General features: G+C 39.0%; 12 protein-coding genes. All 12 read right to left on the minus strand.

Annotation, left to right across the window (positions count from 1 at the left end; genetic code table 11):
• Positions 1–250 precede the first annotated feature (250 nt).
• The 12 genes from AAOP42_RS04305 to AAOP42_RS04360 all read right to left on the minus strand — a co-directional run bounded on the left by AAOP42_RS04305 (position 251) and on the right by AAOP42_RS04360 (position 22,898).
• Positions 251–2,332: a hypothetical protein gene (locus AAOP42_RS04305; protein WP_349527229.1), complete on the minus strand. Its 2,082-nt coding sequence runs from the start codon at positions 2,330–2,332 to the stop codon at positions 251–253.
• A gap of 235 nt (positions 2,333–2,567) precedes the next feature.
• Entirely contained in the window at positions 2,568–3,710 is a 1,143-nt protein-coding gene (locus AAOP42_RS04310) for an NHL repeat-containing protein (protein ID WP_349527230.1), read from the minus strand.
• A 201-nt stretch (positions 3,711–3,911) separates the two neighbouring features.
• A complete protein-coding gene (locus AAOP42_RS04315; protein WP_349527231.1) occupies positions 3,912–5,975 on the minus strand; it encodes an alpha/beta hydrolase in 2,064 nt (687 codons plus the stop codon).
• A 46-nt stretch (positions 5,976–6,021) separates the two neighbouring features.
• A complete protein-coding gene (locus tag AAOP42_RS04320; RefSeq protein ID WP_349527232.1) occupies positions 6,022–9,264 on the minus strand; it encodes a DUF5107 domain-containing protein in 3,243 nt (1,080 codons plus the stop codon).
• Positions 9,265–9,365: 101 nt separating this feature from the next.
• Positions 9,366–10,502 carry an amidohydrolase family protein gene (locus AAOP42_RS04325; RefSeq protein WP_349527233.1) on the minus strand — a complete coding sequence of 379 codons (1,137 nt, stop codon included), beginning with the start codon at positions 10,500–10,502 and terminating at the stop codon, positions 9,366–9,368.
• A gap of 56 nt (positions 10,503–10,558) precedes the next feature.
• Positions 10,559–12,493 carry a glycoside hydrolase domain-containing protein gene (locus AAOP42_RS04330; RefSeq protein WP_349527234.1) on the minus strand — a complete coding sequence of 645 codons (1,935 nt, stop codon included), beginning with the start codon at positions 12,491–12,493 and terminating at the stop codon, positions 10,559–10,561.
• Positions 12,494–12,540: 47 nt separating this feature from the next.
• Complete coding sequence (locus tag AAOP42_RS04335; RefSeq protein ID WP_349527235.1) at positions 12,541–13,824, minus strand: NHL repeat-containing protein; 1,284 nt, start codon at positions 13,822–13,824, stop codon at positions 12,541–12,543.
• A gap of 2 nt (positions 13,825–13,826) precedes the next feature.
• Entirely contained in the window at positions 13,827–15,026 is a 1,200-nt protein-coding gene (locus tag AAOP42_RS04340; RefSeq protein WP_349527236.1) for a hypothetical protein, read from the minus strand.
• On the minus strand, positions 15,026–16,321 hold the full coding sequence (locus AAOP42_RS04345) for a hypothetical protein (RefSeq protein ID WP_349527237.1): 1,296 nt from the start codon (positions 16,319–16,321) through the stop codon (positions 15,026–15,028). The genes AAOP42_RS04340 and AAOP42_RS04345 overlap by 1 nt, the downstream gene beginning before the upstream one ends.
• Positions 16,322–16,742: 421 nt before the next feature.
• Complete coding sequence (locus tag AAOP42_RS04350; protein ID WP_349527238.1) at positions 16,743–18,311, minus strand: SusD/RagB family nutrient-binding outer membrane lipoprotein; 1,569 nt, start codon at positions 18,309–18,311, stop codon at positions 16,743–16,745.
• A 26-nt stretch (positions 18,312–18,337) separates the two neighbouring features.
• Complete coding sequence (locus AAOP42_RS04355) at positions 18,338–21,733, minus strand: SusC/RagA family TonB-linked outer membrane protein (RefSeq protein WP_349527239.1); 3,396 nt, start codon at positions 21,731–21,733, stop codon at positions 18,338–18,340.
• 136 nt (positions 21,734–21,869) lie between these two features.
• Complete coding sequence (locus AAOP42_RS04360; protein ID WP_349527240.1) at positions 21,870–22,898, minus strand: FecR family protein; 1,029 nt, start codon at positions 22,896–22,898, stop codon at positions 21,870–21,872.
• Positions 22,899–23,053 lie beyond the last annotated feature (155 nt).

Below are 23,053 nucleotides of genomic sequence, written 5' to 3' on the forward strand. Positions count from 1 at the left end.
AGCTCAATGAAGACATTTATCCCTGATTATTGCATCATTACCTGCTTGATGACCACCAAAGTAGAAAAAATAGTGACTCTAACTCCATCAAGAACACATCAAAGACCTACTTAAATCTACAGGTCAACCAAATCCACAGACCGAAAAACCCATAAGACTATCTGCCAAATACCAACTACGGTTCGTTCAACACTACATTCATGCTTGGCCTATCGGCCGCACGAATGCTTAGTTATTACCTGCCTGTTCTCTATTCTAAATTATTCTTGAGTTCAAATTCTCGATAAAAGTCAAGCGTTCCAAATGTTACATGTTTATTGGATTTTAAGTTATCGTAAAAAGTTTCGTTATCATTTGAAAGCTTTACGATTTCCAATAGGTGTCCAAGGTTCAAAAAGCTACAATTAAAAAAGGGGAAATGGTCAAACGAATTATCTAATTCTTTCAGTTTTAAAAACTGATCCATCCAAGTTTGTTGCTTGACTTTTAAGTCATTAAATTTTTTAATTATTCTCGGTTCTTCAGAATAGGTACCATAAGTATGGGTAAGTAATGCCTTAAAGAATTGATTGATAATAGTTCGATCATGAAAACCACCAAAATCTAGCTGAGTTAGTGATATCCTCTCGATGATTCTGTTTTTCCAGTATACTGTTTTACTTGAATTCGTTTTTTCATCTACCAAAGTCAACTCACCTTTTTCCCTAAAAACCAATTCAGTTCGACCGGCTTGTAATTGTGAAGAAACTATGCTGTCGGATAAGTCAATAAGTATGTCAATATCAATTCCTGATTTAGCCTTTCGGGTTAATACTTTCTTTTTGAATTCAACTAAAATAATCGCCTCTTTTGATTCAATTAGAAGATCACACTCGCCTTCAATTTTACCTTTAGAGTAGTTACCGTGACAAAATGAAATATTGTGTTGTTCCAAATATCCATAAATCAATTTTTCAAGCGAGTAACCAATACTCGAATCAAAGTTTTTTATGCCTGCCTTTCTGAATCCTGTGGCAAATGATTCAAATAATGATGGAGCGCACCATGATTTGTCAACTAGAAAGTATTTTGTGCCTCCTATCTTTATTAAAGCATTGAATTGAAAGTCTACGTTTGTGAAATCAGATGGAAGTAAATATTCAGAATTTGGATATTGTGAATGGGATATTAAATCGAGTATTTTTTGAATTGTTTGTTTATCGGTCTCTTTTAGGATTTTATGAATTGCGGATACATAAATGACTTTGGGGCCGTTAATCTTCTTGACCAAATCAAGTAATACATCTAGAACAGCGAAGCATTCTTGCTTATTTATTCCAACAGCTTGAGTGAAAGAATTTTCATCTATATCATCAAACAGTTTTTTAACTATTTCCAGTGATAACGAAGGGCGAATTTGAATTAAAGAGTATAGAGAATCCCACAAAGCTATTTCTGTGCAAAATTGAATTATAGTATCTCCAGTTTGAAAGAAATTAGCCCATTGATTATAATGTTGAACATTATATATGCCAGAAACGACAGCAATTGACAATTCCTCAATTTCAGTGAGTTGCTTTTTAATATTCTTTCCTGAAGATTCGTAAGGATATTTGACAGATAAATTAAGAAGATACCCGAAAGGTATTTGGGGATTTTGATGAATACTTAAACCATTACCATTTCTTGTTAAATGGTACCTTTCAAAGTATTTTGAATAATGAGATTGAGATAGAAAGTTGAAAATTGTCTTTGCAAGGGTAATCCCTCCAATTTCTTGAATAAGGTTATCTAATTTATTTATTGCCAGTTCAGTTTTATCAATGATCAGGTCATTTCCATTTATTGAAACTTTACAACCCAATTTGATGAGTATTTTTATTTGATTCACTCTGTCAAATTGCTGTGGATAATCGTTCCTAATATTAGCTGGAGAAATATCGTATTTGTTATTGATCACTAACTGATAATCCTTGAGGTTAGTGATAATTCTGCCCCAAGTCTCAGGTTCTTCTAAGGATGGTATTTTCTTAATTCTTGCATCCTTTATTGTGAAAAGGGTTTGTAGAATATTCAAATACTCAAGTACGGGCTCATCAAATAGCAAGTATTTGTAAACCAAAGTCTCGGAGATAATTCCTAATGCGTTGATTCCGATATTACCCTCTTGATTTGAACTATTTCTATTAAAATCGGATTCAATTCTTGCTTTTATTTCATCTTGGATAAGTTTTGGTGAATAGTGACTTGAAATATCAATTCCCAGCTTTTCGGCTAGCAATTTGTGATCATCTTTTACATCATCCAAAGTTGACTCGCATGAATCAGCTATTTCAATAAATCCTTCGGTCATCTCTATCTAAGTATGGCAGGTAACATTTAAGCATAACGCACTGTGTGCGTTATATATGCACTATACTTTTCTCAAATCTAATGAATTTTAATTCAAATTCACTTGTCTTGAAACTACATGGATAGAGACAAATACTTACAATCCCTTCCAACTGGCCGAGGTATCCTGTTTATACTTTAATGCAGAGTTTCTCCCAGAACTACCTGTATGAAAACTGAAAGCAATGATGGAGAGCTTATTTCTCCATCTTCAGTACAGCAAATTTGCCCTTATTCCATCCATGAACCAGCAAATACAATTGCTTTGTTCCATTGGTTTCTACAAAATGAGGCCATACCTGATGAATGTTGGTTAACACCGGAATGTCCAAATCTCCCGGTATAATTGTCGATACGAGTTTTTCACCGGTATGCGCATAGATGGGAGCAGATTTCTGTTCGCCAAGGGCACTCAGTGCATTTAAGAAGAAGTGTTCCGACTTATAAGAAACATTACAAACCAGACTGCCTTCCGGAATATCCTTAAAAGTTTCTACAAACTTACCCTTTTTGGTAAATTTCACTACCTGGCCAGCCGCTCTGTTCGCTACAAGAATGTGGTTGTCGTAGGCATATATTCCATGTGCTGTTTGAAATTGACCGGGAGTATCTCCTTTTCCTCCCCAGGCTAGTTTGCCCCAACTCCAAACACTGTCTTTTTCTTTTATTGTCATCACAAAGTCTCCTTTGGAATAGCCATGAGCTACATAAATAGTCCCTTTTAGGTAAGTAACATCTGTCACTCCAAAATTACTTTCTTTGGAGGCGAAAAATTCATTGGCCTGGGCAAACTCAAACTCGGTACCGGCAGGCTTCAAAATTTCACTTACGATGGTACCATCCAGAGTCAATACAAGTACTCTTTTGCCATTCTGCGCTACGGCAAGATGTTTCACTCCTTTGTGTATAAAGAAAACAATTCCATGGATGTTGTCCTTTAAGCGCTCATCAGTGCCTATTGTTGACCATTTGGTAAGATCAGGACTAATAGCACAAAGGCCGTACCCGGGAATACCTGTATATACAATTCCGGTTTCAGGATCTTCGTTAAAACCTCCGTGCATTTGTGGTTCAAACTCATAGGCATCTTTAGGAAAAGCAGCCGTAAGTTCCTCATCCCATGAAAAAATAAAATCTCCCTGTCCTGTTACCAGTTTTGCCCGCCTGACAATTTGATCTGATTGCATAGGACCATGCTCGTGATGATGTGTCATGCTGCCATGTGCATGCTCATGAGCATGATGCGTATGATCCTCGTTAGTGTTTTGTGCCATCAGGCCATACGAAAATCCAAGAAAAAGTGCAATTAGCAATACCGTAAGTGTAGTTTTTTTTGCCATAGTTAAGTCTTTTAATAGTTTTTTGGAGTCATTTTTTGACCTACAGAAGGTAATTTAAACTTCATAACGCATTTGTCCCAAATTTGAGACATTATATTATGAAATTGACTTATACGAACATCAAATCTAATGGATTTTTAATTTGATTTAGTGCCTTTATAAAGGCCAAACAATTGAGAATTGAGGAGCAACAGAAATTTGTCAATTCGCACTTTTAGTCAGCTGAATTGCACCATCTGCCAACATTATAAGGTCATAATAAGCATATCCATACTTATCTGCTGTATTTCTATGGCAATCGTTTTCCATATATTCGGCTTGCAAAAACTCTACTTGCACAGGAATTCGCACAGGGTTCTTTTTAGTAGGCTTTCTGTTGAGACTGATCTGAGCAGACAAAGTACTCCTTCCTGTATTCATCCGTCGTTGCTTTATTTCATCAACGCACACATCGGGGTGCTCTCGTCCATTAAGAGGAATCACAGGATGCCAGGTAGCAAGATCCTTTGCTTCCAATGGCGATGGGGTTTGGATCCAAATAGAAAATATCTCTCCCAGCTCCGGTTTTCCATTTCCATTGCCACTCCCTTCCGTGATCGCTTCAGTAGAGAATGGGTTGTCCCATTGGTTCCATTGGTATTGGTACAGAGCAAGTTCTTCCGATTGTCCATCAAAAACTTTGACCTTGAAATTTCCAGTGACCTGAGTAACTTCTTTGACTACTACTTTCCTAAAATGCTCCCGATCCTGAACTACTCCATCGATGACAGTATTGATCTTGATAAACCCTGTATTTCGAAAATCCGGAAGGTAATTGCCCTTGCATGTAAAAAAGGAATCAATTGTCAATTTGCTCAAAGCAGGAATGACCACTTGGCCGGGTTGGCTGACAATAGTCAGCAACTCTTTGTTTTCGGTAGAAACGACAAAATCAATTGTTTGGGTGGCAGTAGATAAGTTAACCACATCAAAGGCAAACGACTTTATGGCATTTTCATACAAATACAAGTTTTCATTTATCGTGTCGGTAAGTACCATCACAGGAGGCTGCAATCCCTCGCCTTCAATACCTATTTCTTCACCTACCCCACCGATAGAATTAATCACCATTTTACCTTCTCCATTTGCCACTATTGGCTCTGTGGTAATAGTACCTTTTTTATAAGAATACCTGGAAAACGTATATTTCTTATTGGGCTGATAGACGGCAGGTGTAGTTACCGAAATATCAAAATTGATGAGGCTCTTACCCCATGTCAGTCGCTCTCTGGTATATATTCCAAAACCATTTTTTGTTACGTCATGAAGGTATATCCAACCGTTTCCCTTCTTTTTACTCGACACTTCATAGCCCCACACTTCAAAATCAGGATAGAGGTTGATAAATGAAAAACAATCAACGGCCTGCTTAGGATCGGAGAAATGATTGCTGTGGAAATCAAATTGCAGGTCTATTCTAGCTGCATGGTGCTTGCAATAATCAGCCAGGTAATATTCATTTTTAAAACCTGCTCCCAAATACGTCTGATACAGTTGTGTCGTATAATATTTCAACCAATCTTTGGTGTTGGTGGAGTGCCTCATGGGAAGTCCTCTGAAATTTCTCCAAAGCTGCTGAATATCTACGGTCGTGAGGTATGACAACTCCCCCACATCATAATAAGCAGGTGAATAGCAAAACTCCGAGGCACTGCTAAACAGGTGTGGATTAGTGGCTGCCACCCATGTAGCTGCCTGCCCCCCCATTGACAGCCCTGATATTGCACGATGCTGTGCTCCTGCCAAAGTATTGTACCGGGAATCTACCACATCGATCAACTCCCTGATATAAACAGAAAAATTGTATCGGTTTCCACTCCAGTCATCTACCTGAGAAGGAAAATATACTCCACAACCGGGAATTCCGGGGATCTTTCCATCTACAGCTATGATTATAACATCACTGCGGGTGGCTTCATTTTCAAAGTCCGCATTGTTTGGCAGCTCATAGTCCGGGTCGTCAGGCCTGTTGTCTGCTTTTGGTGGAATCAAACCAAAATCCTGATAGCTATAGGTACCACTTTTCCTGTAACTGCCTCCGCAACCATGAAAATAGTAAATCACATTGTACCTCTTATTGAGATTTTCGGCATCATAATTCAAAGGTGTAAACACCCTGAAAAACCTAGTGGTGTCAAACGTTTTACTGTAATGGCTTTCATCTGTGTAGGAATGGACAGAAACCGAAAATAGCAATAGAAAAATACTTGCACAGAGAAATTTCATTGTGATAAATTTATATTCCATTTTTCCTTATAAAGACAGTCTTTAATTATTTATCCAAAACCGATAGAACTCTTAGTAAAATACTGAAATAACTAGCTGGTTGATTTTCCACAATCCCTTCTTCCAATCGCTTTACCTCTTCAGTGTCCTTATTGTATTTTGCCAAAACCCATTGCACCTCTTTTCTGTCCGATCCACCTGACAACTTCCAATCCCTCAAATAGTTTTGTCTTTCTTCCCATTTTTTCATCGCCGCATCTACTTCTTTGGGGGTTCCTGCTGCTTGTATAACCAGAATACTTAAATAGGTGTTAGTGGGATTTCTATTTAAATCCCAATGCTTTCGGGAATAGTCTATGATGTCCTGATAATGGCTGTCTGCCATTTTATCATTTCTCAATTTGGTTTCACAATACGCCTGTAGGTAGTCCTGTAGCCTGTTGTCCGGTTCGTAAGGTTTTCCAGACCCAAGGTTCTCAGGCCATTTTTTAGACATGTCCAGAGCGGCAATCGCCTTTTTATATTTTTTCTTTTCTATTAAATCCAACGCAATGGAAATATTGGCTCTTTCATAAATGCTATGGCCGGAATTGGCAAATTCTGCTGGTAGCACGTTCACTTCTGCCAGCACTTTCAGACATTCGTAATTTTGATTTGTATTCAACAATGATGTGGCATGAGCTGTACCCACTATAGGATTGTAGGGAAATCGGGCATACATTTGTTTTGAGGTCTCTAATTGTCGGTCAAATGCTTTATTTTTTTCATAATGAAGGCTCAGGTAATACCACGTTCTCCACTCTTCGGGATTCAGCTCAACTGCTTTTCTAAAATCATTGTCCACTGAAGAACCATTTTCAAAAAGAATACCTCTTGAGGTATAAAAAATACCAAAATCAGGATTTTTACCACATTTCTCAAATTCAGCTTTTGCCTCTTCACTGCGAAGTATTTTCCAATAGATCAAACCCAGGTAGTAGTTGGTTTTCCAGGATGAATTTTGCTGCTGTGCCCATTGTAACACAGGAATGGTTTCCAGTCGGAATGGAAACACCAACTGAGGAGACAACTCTACAGCTTGCTTTAGGTACGCACTGCTTTTGGTTGGTGAGCTATTTCTATGTAGGTAAGCCAGCCAGTAGTTCACAGTGGGGTATGCCGGAGATTGCCCCAACACCTGAATGGCTTCCTCATTGAACCCCTGATTGGCATACTCAAGTGCAAGCTCCAGATATGTTTCAAAAGGCAATTCGTTTCTGATAGCCGAAGTAAAGGTTGATAGTTTCTGTGCCGATGGGTCCAATAAATATGCTTCAAATCGGGCATAATGATTCAAAGGGTCAATTTCCAGAAGGGCTTTGATACTCTTCTGCGCTTTTTCCGCTTCATTCAACTTTCTAAAAGCAGTAATTAAAAACTCATGAGCAGTAATATTATATCGATTATAATCCAATGCTTTTTGGGCATACACTTTTGCCTGTTCGTAATTTTGATCTTGCAGGTACAGACCAGCAATTTGCACATAAGAAGCAGAACGGTATTCCATAGACCTTACCGAAACGCTAAATGCCTCCTTAGCCAAAATCAGTTTTCCTTGTGTCTTGTGAATGACTCCAGCAATAAAGTTCGCTCCAGGATCGTAAGTATTGTTTTCCAGCGCACGGTAAGCGTAGGTCAACCCCTTTTCATACTCTGCCCTTCGATAATACAACTCGGCAACTTTAGCAAGTGCTCTGCTGTGTGTGGGTTCCTTTTCCAAACATGCCAAATAGGTTTCCATCGCTTCAGTATAACTCCTCATGCTGTTCATGTCTTCAGCCTGTCGGAAAAGGTGCTCCGCAGAATTAAAATCCTGATTGGCAGGTGTCAGGATCGGTCGGTCTATTTTATTGACCGATACATTTGTGGTGTAATTCATCAAATGCTTTCCAATGTCAACTGTCACCGTTTTTTCATCTGCATTGGGCAATAAAATGGTTTTTTCATACAATTGCATTGGCTTCAAATCAATGAATTCTGCAATAATCGACTTTCCACCGCTTCTTAGTATCAAACTGTCTTTCACATAGATGTTAGGGCAAAAAGAAACAGTGAGACCATCGCTGGAAGTTACGAGATTGAGTGTGCCATTTGGAGAGGCATCTACCATTCCTCCAGTTTCTTTCACCGGAAACCAGTAATCTGATTTTGTCTCTGTATAAAAAGGGCGCATAAACAACTGGTTGTATGGTGTATTAAACCCACCTTCCGGAGATGCCTGATTGAACTTCACTCCTGATTGAGCCTCTATGTACTGTCCGTCGTTATCTGTGAGCAAATCTTCCCAAATACCACCATCTCTGGCCAACGACCAGATCCATAGCTTTTTACCGGGTGCATCGTCATAAGCTGCCCAGTGCCCGCTTCCAAATTTGGTATTGTGAAAATACCCACCAAACCAATTGGGAAACATACCAGCTACATGGTAGGATTTACTCGTCCCAAAATTATTTTCTCTATACAAAGAGAGGTTTCTACCTTCTTTGTCCATAAACCATGGACTGACATCCCCTCCATGACCTATGTGATAGCTCCCGGGAAAATAAAACTGTAAATCCTCTGTACCTTTATAAGCCCCCACTTCCCAGGACAAATAAGCATCATGCAATGGAGTTGGATTGTACCACATGGCATTCGTTTCAAAATAGGCTTTATCCTTGGGCAATCGAACATCAACTCGCCACTGCGAACGTGAAGCCAGGTCAAGTCCCCCAACCACACAACTTACACTGCCGTCTTCATTTTCTTTCAATACATAATCTACGTCTGCGGCTGTCCATGGTGCATGCCCCAGGTCCAAACCAAAGTTGTGCTCTATACCTCCGCTTGTCCAGGGTCCCCGAACACCAATGGATCTGAATTTGAGTACATGGTTCAGGTAAATAAATTCTTTTCCGGTAGATTTTTCGATGGCTCCCATTACTTTCCCGCCAACGCCAGGAAGCACTGTTACCGCAATAAAATCATTTTCAAGCGTCACCACTTTCCAATCCTGATTGACACCTTTGTCACTAAATCCATCAAAAATATAATAGGGATAATAGGCTCCTACTTTGGAATTTATTCCCAAAGATGGAATGGGGTTAGGATCAGAATAAGGATAAGTTTTGATGGTTTGAATTTCCTCTTTCACACTTGCGCTTTGGGCAAATCCTTTCAATGACATAAAGAAAAAAAACAACACATAAAGCATGGAAATTGCAAACGTAATTGCTCTTTTACGCTTATATAAAACTATAGAAATTGACATTATATATCTGATTTTTTAATATTTATCCTAAAAACAGATTTTCCTGTTTTATGGTAAAATCTGTAGCTCAAACTCCAAAGGTTAGAAATGAAGAACCGTTTTCAATTCTCCCATGCATTGGGAAATATCTTTTGTGCGTTGATGCGGTAAATCTTATCCACCACAGATTTTGGCAACTTCAATCCCTGGAATTCAGCATTGACCTGATGTGCCGTCATCATCTCATCCGTATTGAGGTATTTCCAATCCTGCATCCAGGTTTTAAGCATTCCTTCCTTCAGTTCTGATGGATTGGTATTTTCCAGCTCCTGAAAGTCTGTACCGTACAAAACCCTGTCCTGGTATTTGATGATAAAATTCCTCACCTTTTGTCTGTCTTTAATCGACTGCACCTGCAAATGACTCAAACGCTCGGCTACATCAACTGAAGCATTTGGAAAACGATCTAAAAAAGCAGCTATCTCATCGACACTCCATTCCAAACTGGCCAAATGCACCGCTATGAAAGTCATGTCTTTGTTTTTTTCCAGCATGTTGTTACGTGCATTGATCTGATCTTCATAAGATGGCATTTCCGGGTGCAGGTACATGTGATATTCAGGATTTTCAGAGAAGTATTCACGGTCGTTGTTCACCGTCATTTCATCAATTGGCAACCAACAGTTTTTGGGTTCTCCGGCATGGCTCAACACCACTTTGTTTTGCTCTTTAACAAATCGGAAAATCGGATCAAACTTGGGATCGTCCAACATGATCAGGTTCCCATCTTTGTCTTTCTCTCCCATGCCTATGTTCTTCCAGACTTTTATTCCCAATGCACCATTTTCAAAGTCTCTTTTTAGTTGCTCAATCACCTTATCCGACCAATCAGGCTCGTCCCAGCCCTCCAGAGTAAATGCAGTAGTGAAAGCAAATACGTCAGGGTTTTCCTTGTGATGTTTAATTCTCACCCTTATCTGCTCTTCCATAGGAGGATATTCAGGCACTACATCTACAGCCATCACCATCAACTTGAAATTGTAAGCTTTGGCTTGCTCAATCATGATTCTGCCTTCTACGTTTATATGCGCATGCACATCAATTTTAGGCACAAATTTAAAGTCACTCAATGTGTAACAGCTATCCTGAGTCTCTGATGCCTCGGTTTGCTTTTCATTCTTACTGGTACACCCCAGCTGCATCACAATCAATGCTACTAGTATCAATGGCTGAAGTATTCTCTTGAATTGAAAAATCATGGTATTTTGGTTATTTAAAAAAGGTAAAAATCGGTAAGACAATATACGCATTCAATCTACTTACTCTTGCTCATTTTGTTGATTAGTTCCCCCATTTCAACCCTACCCTGATCCCATTTTTGAGGATCAAAACTCCATACATCCAACACTCCTATCGCATTGTCTCCAAAGGGCTCTTTTATAATTCCATTTACAATCTTATCTGCTGCCTCTTTACTGCCTGTCAACTCAGTCAGTAAGCGCATGTACTCATACTCCTGTACTCCATTCCTCAAGGTCTTGAGGCGTATGGAAGGACATGGTTCCTCCACATTTGGCACAATACCACCAGCATATATAAGCAAAGCACTACCATTGATTTTTTTGTATGAAAACTGTATATCAGAACCGGATCCTGATTTATACGCATCCTTCCAGGTTTCAGGATCGTACCAGGCATGTTTCCATCCTGCTCCTATTCCCCAACTCAACCAGGAGTGGATTCCATATTTCCAACTACTCCAGCTTATTGCCCTGTCATTCAACAGAGGCAGATCAATAAAAGTACTGCTGCCAACCCAACCATTTACTTCGCTTTCGTACAGCATGGGCCCATATAGCCAGTCTTTGATACCCATTTTCTGGTATTCCTTCACCTTCTCAGCATTGTAATTGATCGTATGCGAACCCCAATATTTGATCGATTGGCTCACATACTCCATAGCCTCATCGCTGTATGCACCGTCAATTCTAAAATGAGATTCAGGATAGTATTTTTTGAAGAGATCCCCATAAAAAACCATTCTACTCCATGCTTCTTTAAAGTAGGATTCATCAAGTCCGTTGAGATATACAGTCAAATCTGTTTTGGTAGGATCGAGTAGCGTTTGAAGGTGAGTCCTGACTTGCTTGATGCTTTCAATATATATGGCAACATTCTCAGGATTACGCTCTACATCAGGCGTACCTGTATCAGGCCAGCCATTAGTATGATGCTTTCCATATACATCAAATGGCAACACAAAATTTTCTATAGGTTCTCCATACCCAGGACCATATTCATATCCATATTCACTCGTGAAAGCTTTCCCATTGAAATACTTTTTAAGTCTCTTATCAAATAAAGTCCAATCGAGGGATACTTTTCCATTGCCTTTCAATTCCAATGCAGGTTGGTAAGTCGGATCCATTACCGATACCCTGTTCCGCTTCATCAACTGGTAAATTTCCAGTGCATTGTCTTCTGTCATGCTGCTTACAAAACCTTCATGCTGCAGGCTGGCTCCAAATAAATTGCGATTTGGAATAGCAAAATCCCATACATTCAATTCTACAGTTACTTCTTTGGTTTCATCACCGATGGTTACTTTTATAGTTGATGTGTATTTACCGGGAAGTGCTTTACTCCGCTCAAAAGGCACATACTGATCTACCCAAACAACCAATGATTTTTGACCTTCAATTCGGTTGTTGAAATCAGGAAGCCTCAAAGGATAAGTCCATCGCTGAACTTTTGAAGAATCCAATTGTATCAACTTGAAAGGTATCAAAGCATCCGGATACCATCCTTTGCCCAAAGTGGCCTTTGGATATCCGGTACTAGGGGTTTTAACTTCTACCGACCACTCTAAAAACAGCTCTGGATCAATTTCAATTGCTGATGATTTATTGGAAAAACGAGTGGTCTCTACCTGTATATTGGTTAAGGTTTCTTCTGTATTATTGGTCAATACCAATTGAAAAGAGACATACTCTCCCCTTGCGGAATTGATGGTTGCTTTTTCACCATCATAAATCCAATTCTTTTTAAGTGGCTCTTTTAGATCTGAAAATCCACTCTCTATAACAAATTTTTGTTCAATGACTTCATTTGTAGCGGGGTTCAAACGAACTGATGAAGGCAACACAGAAAGCTCCCAATCCTCTACTTGTTTGAGCTCATTACTATTGCTCTCGCATGCACTGAATATACTGACAAAAAAAAGTACGATAAATATATTATTGATTTTCATTATCTTATTATTGAGCATTCTTTGTTTATTTATTATTGGCCTTATCATTATTTTAATTCTTTCTCAGGGTTGAATTTGATCATGAATGGAATGGAAACATTGTCATTGATGGAAGGTAGGGATTCAGGCGTACCTTCATTTTTTGGTCGTATTTTTCTTCCTGCGAAATAGAGGTTTCCTTCTTTGTCTCTCACTCCATCTCCTGTAACTTCACTAAGTTCTGACGTTGGAAACATCATGGCTATTCTCTTTTGTTTGGTGATTGGATTCAGTTCCATCATCACCGTGGTGTCTTTCTTTACATAGTTCCCATGCCCTCCAAGGACATAGTATAATTTCCCATTGACACCCAGGTTCATATTCGAAGCATAAGGTTTCCATAGAGGCATGTCTTTGGTGTCATACAATGCTCCCAGATCTTCTACTCTTCCTATTCCGGTTTTTTGAGGATAAAAAGCAAGCACTTTTGCTCCATAAGTCGCCAGATAGATGACTCCATTGGCATGGTCAGCGGTGTAGCTTTTAACTCCGGTAATTATCACTTCTCCGGGGGTATCATCAAATGCTGGCAGGCTTTCTTTGGCAAATACCAATTTACCTGTACTCTTTTCATACTTTACCAGCCTTTGTCTCCAATCCACATAATAGCAATTGCCCCATTGATCCAAAAATGTAATCCGAGGAACATGTGCACTGCCAAGTCTGCCTAAATCCTGAAGATCATTAGTCTTTGGGTCAAAAACCAAAAAATGAACCTGAGGGTAAGTAACAGCATATATTTTACCTGTCTCCGGATCTACATCTATGTTCTTGATGCTTTCATACTGCATTGGCATTCCCAGATTGGTGAGTTTTTCATTTTTTGGATTCCACTTCATAATAAATCCACCAGTATAACCATGTGGATGATTCATCAAAAACTCCTCCCTGGCTTCTCCACCATCGGTTGCGAAATAGACATTCCCCAGAAGATCAGTTGTGATTTTTGAATGGATCTTGCCTTGCCATTGGAAATCCCTCAAATGAGCCATCTCGTTGACAAAGCCCTTAAGCTTCATTTCATCATTACTTACTGAGTATTCATAAAAACCAATCTTGTTTTTGTGGTTGGTTACTCCAATATACACTGCATCACTCACTGAATTGTAACCAATATCACCCCAGGTAGAATTGGCTTCTGGAAAATCGGGATAGTCAATGAATTGTATATTTCCTCTACTAATGTTAGCGTCTTGCCCTTCCACATTGAAAAACAATCCTACACCAAACATTATTAAGAAAATCCTCCATTTCATGCCTTCTACTTTGTCTCTGTAAAAAAAGAGCTTCATGTTTATTTGACAGGAAAAACCATCAAATGACTTAGTGACTCACCCTCACCCACCACAATGTAATTTCCATCTTCTGATGCGGCAATTGTTTCCAACTGATAACCACGCCACTCTATACCTTGTTCTATACCAGGTGCAACCATATCAAACTGAGGATTGCCATAGTCTTTGAACCCTTCTGACTCATTATAGCTGAAAAGATGGGCATAACCGGGAGCACCGCCTGAAATCCCATAAATCTTTCCATCGCTTCCTTCAGCAAGGCCAGCTAACTTGGGCATCATAATAGGCTTTCCTAAATTTTTGATTTTCTTGGTTGTAGTGTTGAGCTCGAAAAGTTGTCCATCGGCACGATTGGCACCAAATATTTTACCTTCTTTGGTCTTGAGCCATGAGTGTATCTGACCCAACGAACGACGGCCCCAAACCTCCGGCAATTCTTCTTCCATCTCAGTCAATGTCTCATTCGCAGGATTGAAGAAAAACAATTTGCCATAAGGCAAGCTGCCATATACCAACCCTTTGTTGTCAGTCACCAATGCCCTACTCAAATAATCTCCAGGGGTGATTGAAAATTGATCCTCCAATGAGTGCGTCACTTTTTTGGATGGAGACAAGTCTTTAAACACCTTGGTCTTTTTTGATTTGATGTCATAAGAAAAGAAATATCCAGATGGATAAGTCATTCCATAAATCTTATTGACAGCAGCATCACTTGTAATTGCGTAAACCCCTTCTCCTGCTACAGGAATTCCTAAATCTTCAAGTTTTATTTTTCCCTTAGTATTTATGATTACTTTGACAATATGTCCTCCCGTATTGTCAGCAGACTGAGCTATAGTACCCGCAAATAGCTGTCCTTGTTTGTCTTTAACAAACCCACTTCTGATGGACTGTTGATCTTTGATTACATCACTTACATCCAAAAATTCTACTAGCTCTCGCTTTTCTAAAGAGGCTACAAATACAAACGGTGATAAACCATCGCCTGCTGATGTACCACCTACAATGTGATCACCCACTACCGACAGAGAAGTAATCGAATTACGATAAATAGGTAACCGTTTCATATCAGTATTTTCCAAAGAAACTTCTATAGCAAAACTTCCTTCAGGATTGAAAAATTTGTACTGGGAAAATGCAGGTATTCCTGCACCCATTATCAATACAACTCCTAGTAATTTTATTATCAACGTTCTCATTATTTTAAATCTTTTTCAGGATTGAACTTTATCATAAATGGGATGGACACTTTATCATCGAGTGAGGGTAAGGACTCCAAAGTGTTCTTGTCCTTTGGTATTATTTTCCGTCCGGCGAAATACAAATTTCCTTGCCTGTCCTTAATATCTGACCCTGTAACTTCACTCAACTCTATTGTTGGGAAATCCAATACTTCTTTCTTTTGCTTTGTTTTCGGGTCAAGTTCCATCAATATGGAAGTATCGTCTTTTACATAATTTCCGTGCCCACCGATCACATAGTAGAGTTTTCCATTGTCTCCCAGATTCAAATTGGGAATGTAGGGTTTCCAAAGCGGTTGATCTACCAGATCATAAGCAGCACCCAAATCCTCTATTTCACCGATCCCCTCCTCCTGAGTATGTAATGCAAGCATTTTGGCTCCATAAGTCACTATGTAAATGGTATTGGATTTTGAGTCTTTGGCATAAGCGGTTATTCCGGTAATGATAAAACCACCCGGCGTTCCTTCAAAAGCAGGAAGGCTTTCTTTGGCAAACACCAGTTTTCCTGTACTCTTTTCGTATTTCACCAACCTCTGTCTCCAGTCCACATAGTAGCAGTTGCCCCACTTATCTGTGAAGATGACCCTTGGCACATGCCCACTTCCCAGTCTTCCCAAATCTTCCATTTCATTGGTCTTTGGATCAAATACAATGAAATGAACCTGTGGATATGAAATGGCATAAATCTTTCCTGTTTCAAGGTCAACATCAACATCTTTTATACTTTCATACTGCATTGGTACACCCAAATTGGTCATTTGTTCTTCTATAGGATCCCATTTCATAATGATGCCTCCGTTGTATCCATGAGGATGGTTCATAAGGTACTCTTCTCTTGATTCTCCACCATCAGTCCCAAAATAGACATTGCCCTGAGTGTCAAATGTGATTTTGGTATGGATTTTACCCTGCCATTGAAAATCCCTTAAATGAGCCATATCATTGATAAACCCTTTGAGTTTCATCTCATCTTTGGCTACTCCATATTCATAAAAACCAATCTTGTTTTTATGATTCGTTACCCCTATATAAACAGCGTTGTTCACCGGATTATATCCGATATCTCCCCAGGTAGAATTTGCGGAAGGAAAATCAGGATAAGAGATAAACTTTATATTATCCTGAGTAATTTTTGATGACTGACTTTTAGCGGTTAAAAAAAAGCATAGAGCTAATACAATCAATGGAATGATATGCAGCATTCGAAGTTGAATCTTTAAACCTATTTTGCACATTTGTATTTTCTTCATTTAACTAAATATTATTTTCTTTCATGTTTTGCACTTCTTCCTTAAATCCACCTTTGCCAATCATTGATATAGAAGTAGTCTTGCCGATTACAACCATTGAATACTACCAATAAAGTATTGAACATCTACACCTTAGGTTTATTTCAGAAGAAAATATGGAGACAACATCAAGCATATAAAAGGATAAACCAGACCTAACTGGTCAATGGATTTAAAAACAATCAAAAGAATGACTGCTCCATTTATTTTGTTAATTACCACAAATGTGGATCAGTGTTATAATGAGGCTGTCTCACAAGGATTAAGCAGTTGCCGGACTCATTCCGCCACTCCTTTGAAAACGCTTAAATAGCTATTTCTCGAACATCCCGGAAAGCCTGCCTTTTAAGACAGCCTCATTAAATATTTGTGGATCAGTATATCAATTCACATCCCACCAAAGTGGGGTATTGATTTTATCTGCTTTCACTTTCAATAAATTAACAGCAGACCCTACTGCATCCGTATTGGATTGATACTCCTGAGTCAGGAATGGAATTCTCCTGATGTAATCCTTGGTTGGATCTGATATATCCGGATTGCTTGAATTAGCAACTGGATATAACCCGATAGTTGGTCTCCTTCTATAATCCGCCCAAGCCTCTACTCCATCAGGAAATAAAGCGACCCATTTTTGCAATGCTATTTGTTCGAGCTGAATGTCTGCATCTCCTCCATCAAATAATACAGGAACATCACTCAATGGTGCTGAACCTAAAAAGTCGTTTGGTGCAACGGGTGTATTTGTGCTGCTGATGTAGTCATCAATAACAGCCTGGTCAGATATTCCCCACTGATACATAGAATGCGTAATACCCGCCTCATATAATTCTTTGGCAGTACCACCCATACTCCATCCCAACAAGGCTCCTTCAGCCCTCAAAAAGTAAGCTTCTGCTGTGAACATTACATTAGAAGGCGTACTTAAATAATCCCCAATACCTCCGGATACCGGATTTGTCCATCTGGATCCAATGTGTGAATTAGCTGCTGCGGTGTTTTGTGGATCACTCAGTTGGGCTACAGTCAAACCATTCCTCAATCCCTCATAAGTACCTGATTCAACCGCCGGAATCCAGTACTCAGAAATCCGTGGGTCATCCATCCCTTTCAAAACAGACTCCATTGAAGCACTCATTCTGAATTCATTCCACTCAGACATCTGGCTCAGTGGATTGATATCTGCATCGTTATTTAATGCATAAGCATCATCATCAGGACTGGTCTCGAATACTCCCGAAGCATAAGCCGCTTCACCTTCTGTTTTAGCTTTTGATGCATTAACATTTGAAATCCTCATAGCCAACCTTAAACGCAGTGTATTGGCAAATTTGATCCATTTATCTACATCTCCACCATAAATGATATCATAACTACCAAATGCATTTTCACCACTTTTACCTTCCAATACAGTAACTGCATCGTCAAGTCTTTTGAAGAAATCATCATAGATAAGATCCTGACTGTCATAAGCTACAGAAGTACCGGGAGTTCCCGCATTAAAATAAGGTATCGCTCCCCAGTAGTCAGTAACCCTGTGAAAAGAATATACCCACCAGATATTAGCCAGTGCATATTCTGCCGAACCCGAATCTGTATTTTCAAAAATGCTCTGTAATTGAGGTACTACACCAATATACAGATTAGACCAAACAGACGACACCCAGCTAAAATTGATCTCATATCGGTCTGTAGGAAAATAAGAGGTATTATTTGCTACATACTGTGCATACTGATCTGCGAATAGATTTTGTTCAACCTGCCCATTCCAATTGACAGCATCCTGTGCTTTTGTGAAAAGAAATGGTAATTCTGCTTTGCCGATAGATCCAATACTATTCGTATTTGTATTGATTTCAGCAAAATCATTGGTACATGATGATATTATCAAAAAGGACATTGACAACACCAAAACGTTTCTTAATGATGAATATTTATTTATATATTTCATGATTATTCTATTTAATGTTTTCAATTTTAAAAACTTAAGTTGATGTTAAAACCAAGACTTCTTGTAGATGGCATCCCATATTCAACTCCCTGAAAACCATTCTGAGAACCAATACTTACGTCCGGATCAAACCACATTTTACGTTTTTCCATGCCCGGAATATCCATAATAGATTCGCCTCTGTAAAGCCACAACAGATTTCTGGCTACCAGTGAAAACTTAACTGATTTGATAAAAGAATCAGGAGACATAGGCATAGAATAGCCTATAGAGAGCTCCCTTACTCTAAAGTTAGTAGCATTATAAGCAAAGAACTCTCCTGTAGCTGAACGTTTGTTAGAAGCTGTTTGCCAAAACTGTTGAGAAGTAATCGCAGTATCTACGGTTTCACCATTTACATTCACTCCTCCTAGTACCCATCCTCCTTCTCTATAAGGAAGTGTGCTTTCAGTAATACCGCTATGAGCTAAATTTGCCTCTGTTCCAGAAATAATCACTCCTCCGAAACGTCCGTCAACTAATAATCTCATAGAAAAATTCTTGTATCTAAATGAATTAGTCATCCCAAGTGTTCCATCAGGATTGAAATTACCAATTAGTGAAGGTTGCTCTCCTACCGATCCTGACAAAACAGGAAGCCCTGCATTGGTCACCAGATATCTTCCATTGTCATCTCGTGCCCATTTGGATACTACTAAATCTCCATAACTTCCACCTACTGCGATTTGAGGTCTTCCGCCCCAATCCGTAAAACCACCCTGATAAACTACGTCCAAACCATCTGATAATTCAATTACCTTGTTGCTGTTGAATGCAATATTGAAATCAACATTCCAATCAAAATTGCTGGTTATGACCGGACTGGCTGACAAGAGAATTTCAACACCGCTATTCTGGATATTTCCGGCATTAATGTACTGCTGGTTGTACCCTGTGCCCTGTGGCAGGGCAATTTGAAGTAACTGGTTGGTAGAATTGTTTTTGTAGTACGTGAATTTTGCAGAGTAACGATTGTTAACAAATTTAGTCTCAAATCCAATCTCTGTACTTTTCACTATTTCCGGTTTCAAACCAGGTATAGAGAAGGTGCCTCCTCTTGCAATATATCCATTGGCAACACCTGCACTGTAGTTGTAAGTATTGGACAATAATCCAAATTGACCTCCGTTACCTACTTCTGCATAACTGGCACTTACTTTCAAAAATGAAATAGCCTCCGGAAGAGTCACCAATTGTGAAATAATCCCCGATCCTCCCAATGAGTAATACTGAAATGAATGAGGAGAAGGCAATCTGGAATCCCAATCATTTCTCAAACTAGCATCTAAAAACAGGGCATCTTTATATGAAAAATTCACAAGTCCAAAAACGGATTGTGTTTGTATATGAGAGGCATTAGAACTTACCACCGGATTGGTAGCAAAGTTGGTAGAGAATTTATTGGCTACATTCAAACCATTGGCTGTGGTTTGATCCTGAGTATATTTTCTATCATTGTAAATGGCTCCCACGTGATAATCCACTTTGAATGACTCACTCAATTCATTGCTACCATCAAACATCAAATCATACCACAATGCAGTACTGTTAGTATAAGCCAGAGAGAAATATCCTCCCGGCCTTTGAGCCCATGAAGAGGTACCCTGATTAATTTGTCTATCAGCAATAATGTTAGTTTTATCTATGTTGGCACGCCCTTTCACTGAAAGCCAGTCTGCCAGTTGGTATTTAGCAGACAAATATCCAAATATCTGACTTCTGTCTTCATGCGACCTGTCATAGTTGGTAATCCAATAAGGGTTCTGGTATCTGTATGACAATGTAGATGGGAAAGGAGCTGGAGTTGGTATTCCAAATTCATCAGTAGTTTCAAATTTTTGCACATCAGACAAACTCATATTTCTTGGAATCTGATAAGCATCAAGCACTGCCGTATTTCCCTCAGTAGATCGGAGCATACCATCTACACCCGCAGTATAATAGGTCACTTTTGCATCGGTACTCAATTTGTCCGTAATCTGATTGGTCAATCTCAGGTTAATATTGTGACTCATCATTTGGTTGTTAGGAACAATACCGGTAACCTTATTATTGGTATATGACAAAAATCCTTGCGCTTTTTCGCCTCCGCCAGAGATGTTAAGGGAATTTGAAGCGTTCACTCCTGTATTGAAAAAATCGCTCACGTTGCTTTCTTCCGGAGAATAGCTTCTGCTATCTCCTTGCATATTGGTGTACTGCTGGCCTTTCATTTCTTCACCCCAGCTTTCACCAACCGCAGGATTCATCACACCACTGGTACCTTGTCCATAAGTGTTTTGAAATTTAGGAAGAGAAAATGGTCGGTTAAAAGTTACTCCTGAGTTGAGGCTTACAGAGATACCCTCACTGCTTCCCTTTTTAGTAGTAATTACTATTACACCGTTACCCGCCTGGCTACCATATAACGCAGCAGCTGCAGCACCGTTGAGCACAGTCATCGATTCTATGTCATCAGGATTTATGTTTACTCCTTTGCTGTTTGGAACCCCATCCACTACTATCAGTGCGCTGTTGTCTCCACTGATGGAACTGTTTCCTCTCAAAACTATTCTGGCTTCACTTCCCACACCACCGGAACTTTGCGTAATCAGTGCATTTGCAACCTTTCCCTGCAAAGAATTGATCACATTGTTGGGATCTCTCACTTCGGTTAAGTCCTTGGCCTTTACGCTTTGGGTGCTGTATGGAAGAGATTTTGATTCACGGGTAATCCCCAGAGCTGTAACTACTATAGCTTCCAACTGTGTGGCATCCAGTTCCATCTGTACATCCAGTACGGTTCTGCTTCCTACTTCCAACTCTACTGTTTTGTAGCCAACAAATGAAAAAACAAGGGTTTTTCCTTCTGTCACATCCAGTTTGTAATTTCCTTCAATATCCGTAGTAGTGCCTTTCGCAGTACCCTTCTCAATAATTGATACTCCCGGAAGTCCTTGTCCATTTTCATCTGTAATTTTTCCGGATATATCTATTTCTTCAAGTATTTCAAACTCTATAGAATTCTGAATTCGTTTTTTTTCAAGTTTGTAAACACCTATACTGTTGTTCACTTGCCTAAAAGAAAGCATGTGTTTTTTAGAAATGTCCAGTAATACATCTTCCAATGTACTGTTGTTGCGCTTTATGCTTACGTTGTTTGACAGGTCAATTTTATCTTTGCTAAAATTGAAAGTGTAGTCAGTCATTTGTTCAATTTCCTGAAATACCTCTCTCAAGCTTACATTTTCGGTATTCAGGGAAATTCTCACCTCTTTTACACTCTTTATTTGCGCAGATATTTCATCCGCCATACTCACTTGTAGAGAGAGTCCAAATAAGATAAAAAGTCGTAGGGTTATTTTAGTCATTTTGATTATGACATTCGTAATTGTATTATTCATATCTTTGTCTTTGATTAATTAATCATTTAAATCAATCAGTATTGATATTTTGTCTGTGGTAAGTCTGAAGTATCGAAACTGATTGCTACGGGGGGACCGGTTTTACCGGTCTTCTTTTTTCTTTGCTACTTTCTCATTATTTTTTTAGTTTAAGTTGAACATATTCGTTGCTTCGTGAATATTCGAGTCCCAATGAAAAGCTCATAGACTCTAAAATATTGGTTAAAGACTCATCTTCAAATTCTCCTGAGTAATGGAGTCCCTTAGAGTCTCCATGCACATTGATTTTTACTCCATACCAATTTTCCAATTCATCTATTACTTTGCTGAAAGGAGTATCTTCGAACTTAAGAACCCCATGAATCCACAAAAGATCATTAGTAGTCCTCAACTCAGCGACAGAACCCAACCCATCTTCTACCCTGTATTCAACCATTTGATTTGGCATAAGAACCAGAGGTGTATTGTCACTTGATTTATCCTGCACCTTTACTTTACCTTCAACGAGAATAATCTTGAGGTTGTCAGTATTGCGTGCATCTACATTAAATTCCGTACCTAATGCGGTGGTAGAAACATTACCGGAAGTAACTATAAACGGCTTTGATTCATCCTTTGCAACGGCAAAGTATGCTTCTCCTTTCAATTCTATCTTTCTATCTGATACTCCAAATTCGGACGAATAAGTAAGTGTACTGTTAGAATTCAAATGTACTTTGGTACCATCTTTCAGGCTAATGACCGACCTCTGACCTTTGGGATTCGTTTTATTGATGTAAACAACAGTCTCAGCTACCGCAATAGTTTCAGCCTCGTTGTTGGAATATTGCCAAAAAATCATGCTGACACATAACGCCAAAGTCAACACGGCGGCATACCTCCAGATATTGAGTTTGAAGAGAGGCTTTTTGAAAAAAGGAGTTGGCCTCTGCTTAGATATGATACTTTTGAAGATCATATTGGTGTCATCACCTGATAAAACTCCTTCTTTAAATCTAAGCCTCAAAATAAATTCTTTGCTCTTATTCACAGCCTCTTGTTCATCAGGGTTTTGCTCAAGCCATTTTTCCCAATAATAATTACTTTCGTCAGTGGGGTTTTGTACCCAGTTTTTGAATTCCGGGTTGTGAATCAGGTGTAGTTTATAGTTTCCTTTGTCTTTCATTACATCTTTTGATACTCATTTGGTATTATAAGCCCAGAAGAAGATAAATGATACCAGTTTTTTCCGAAAAAAATTAAAAATTTCTACAGACAGTACTCAACTCACTGATTTACTGACAGATGAACGTAAAATTATTTTCTAAAAAAAATGGAATA

The sequence above is a fragment of the Reichenbachiella sp. MALMAid0571 genome (genome assembly GCF_040151475.1).
GTDB lineage: Bacteria > Bacteroidota > Bacteroidia > Cytophagales > Cyclobacteriaceae > CAXBNB01.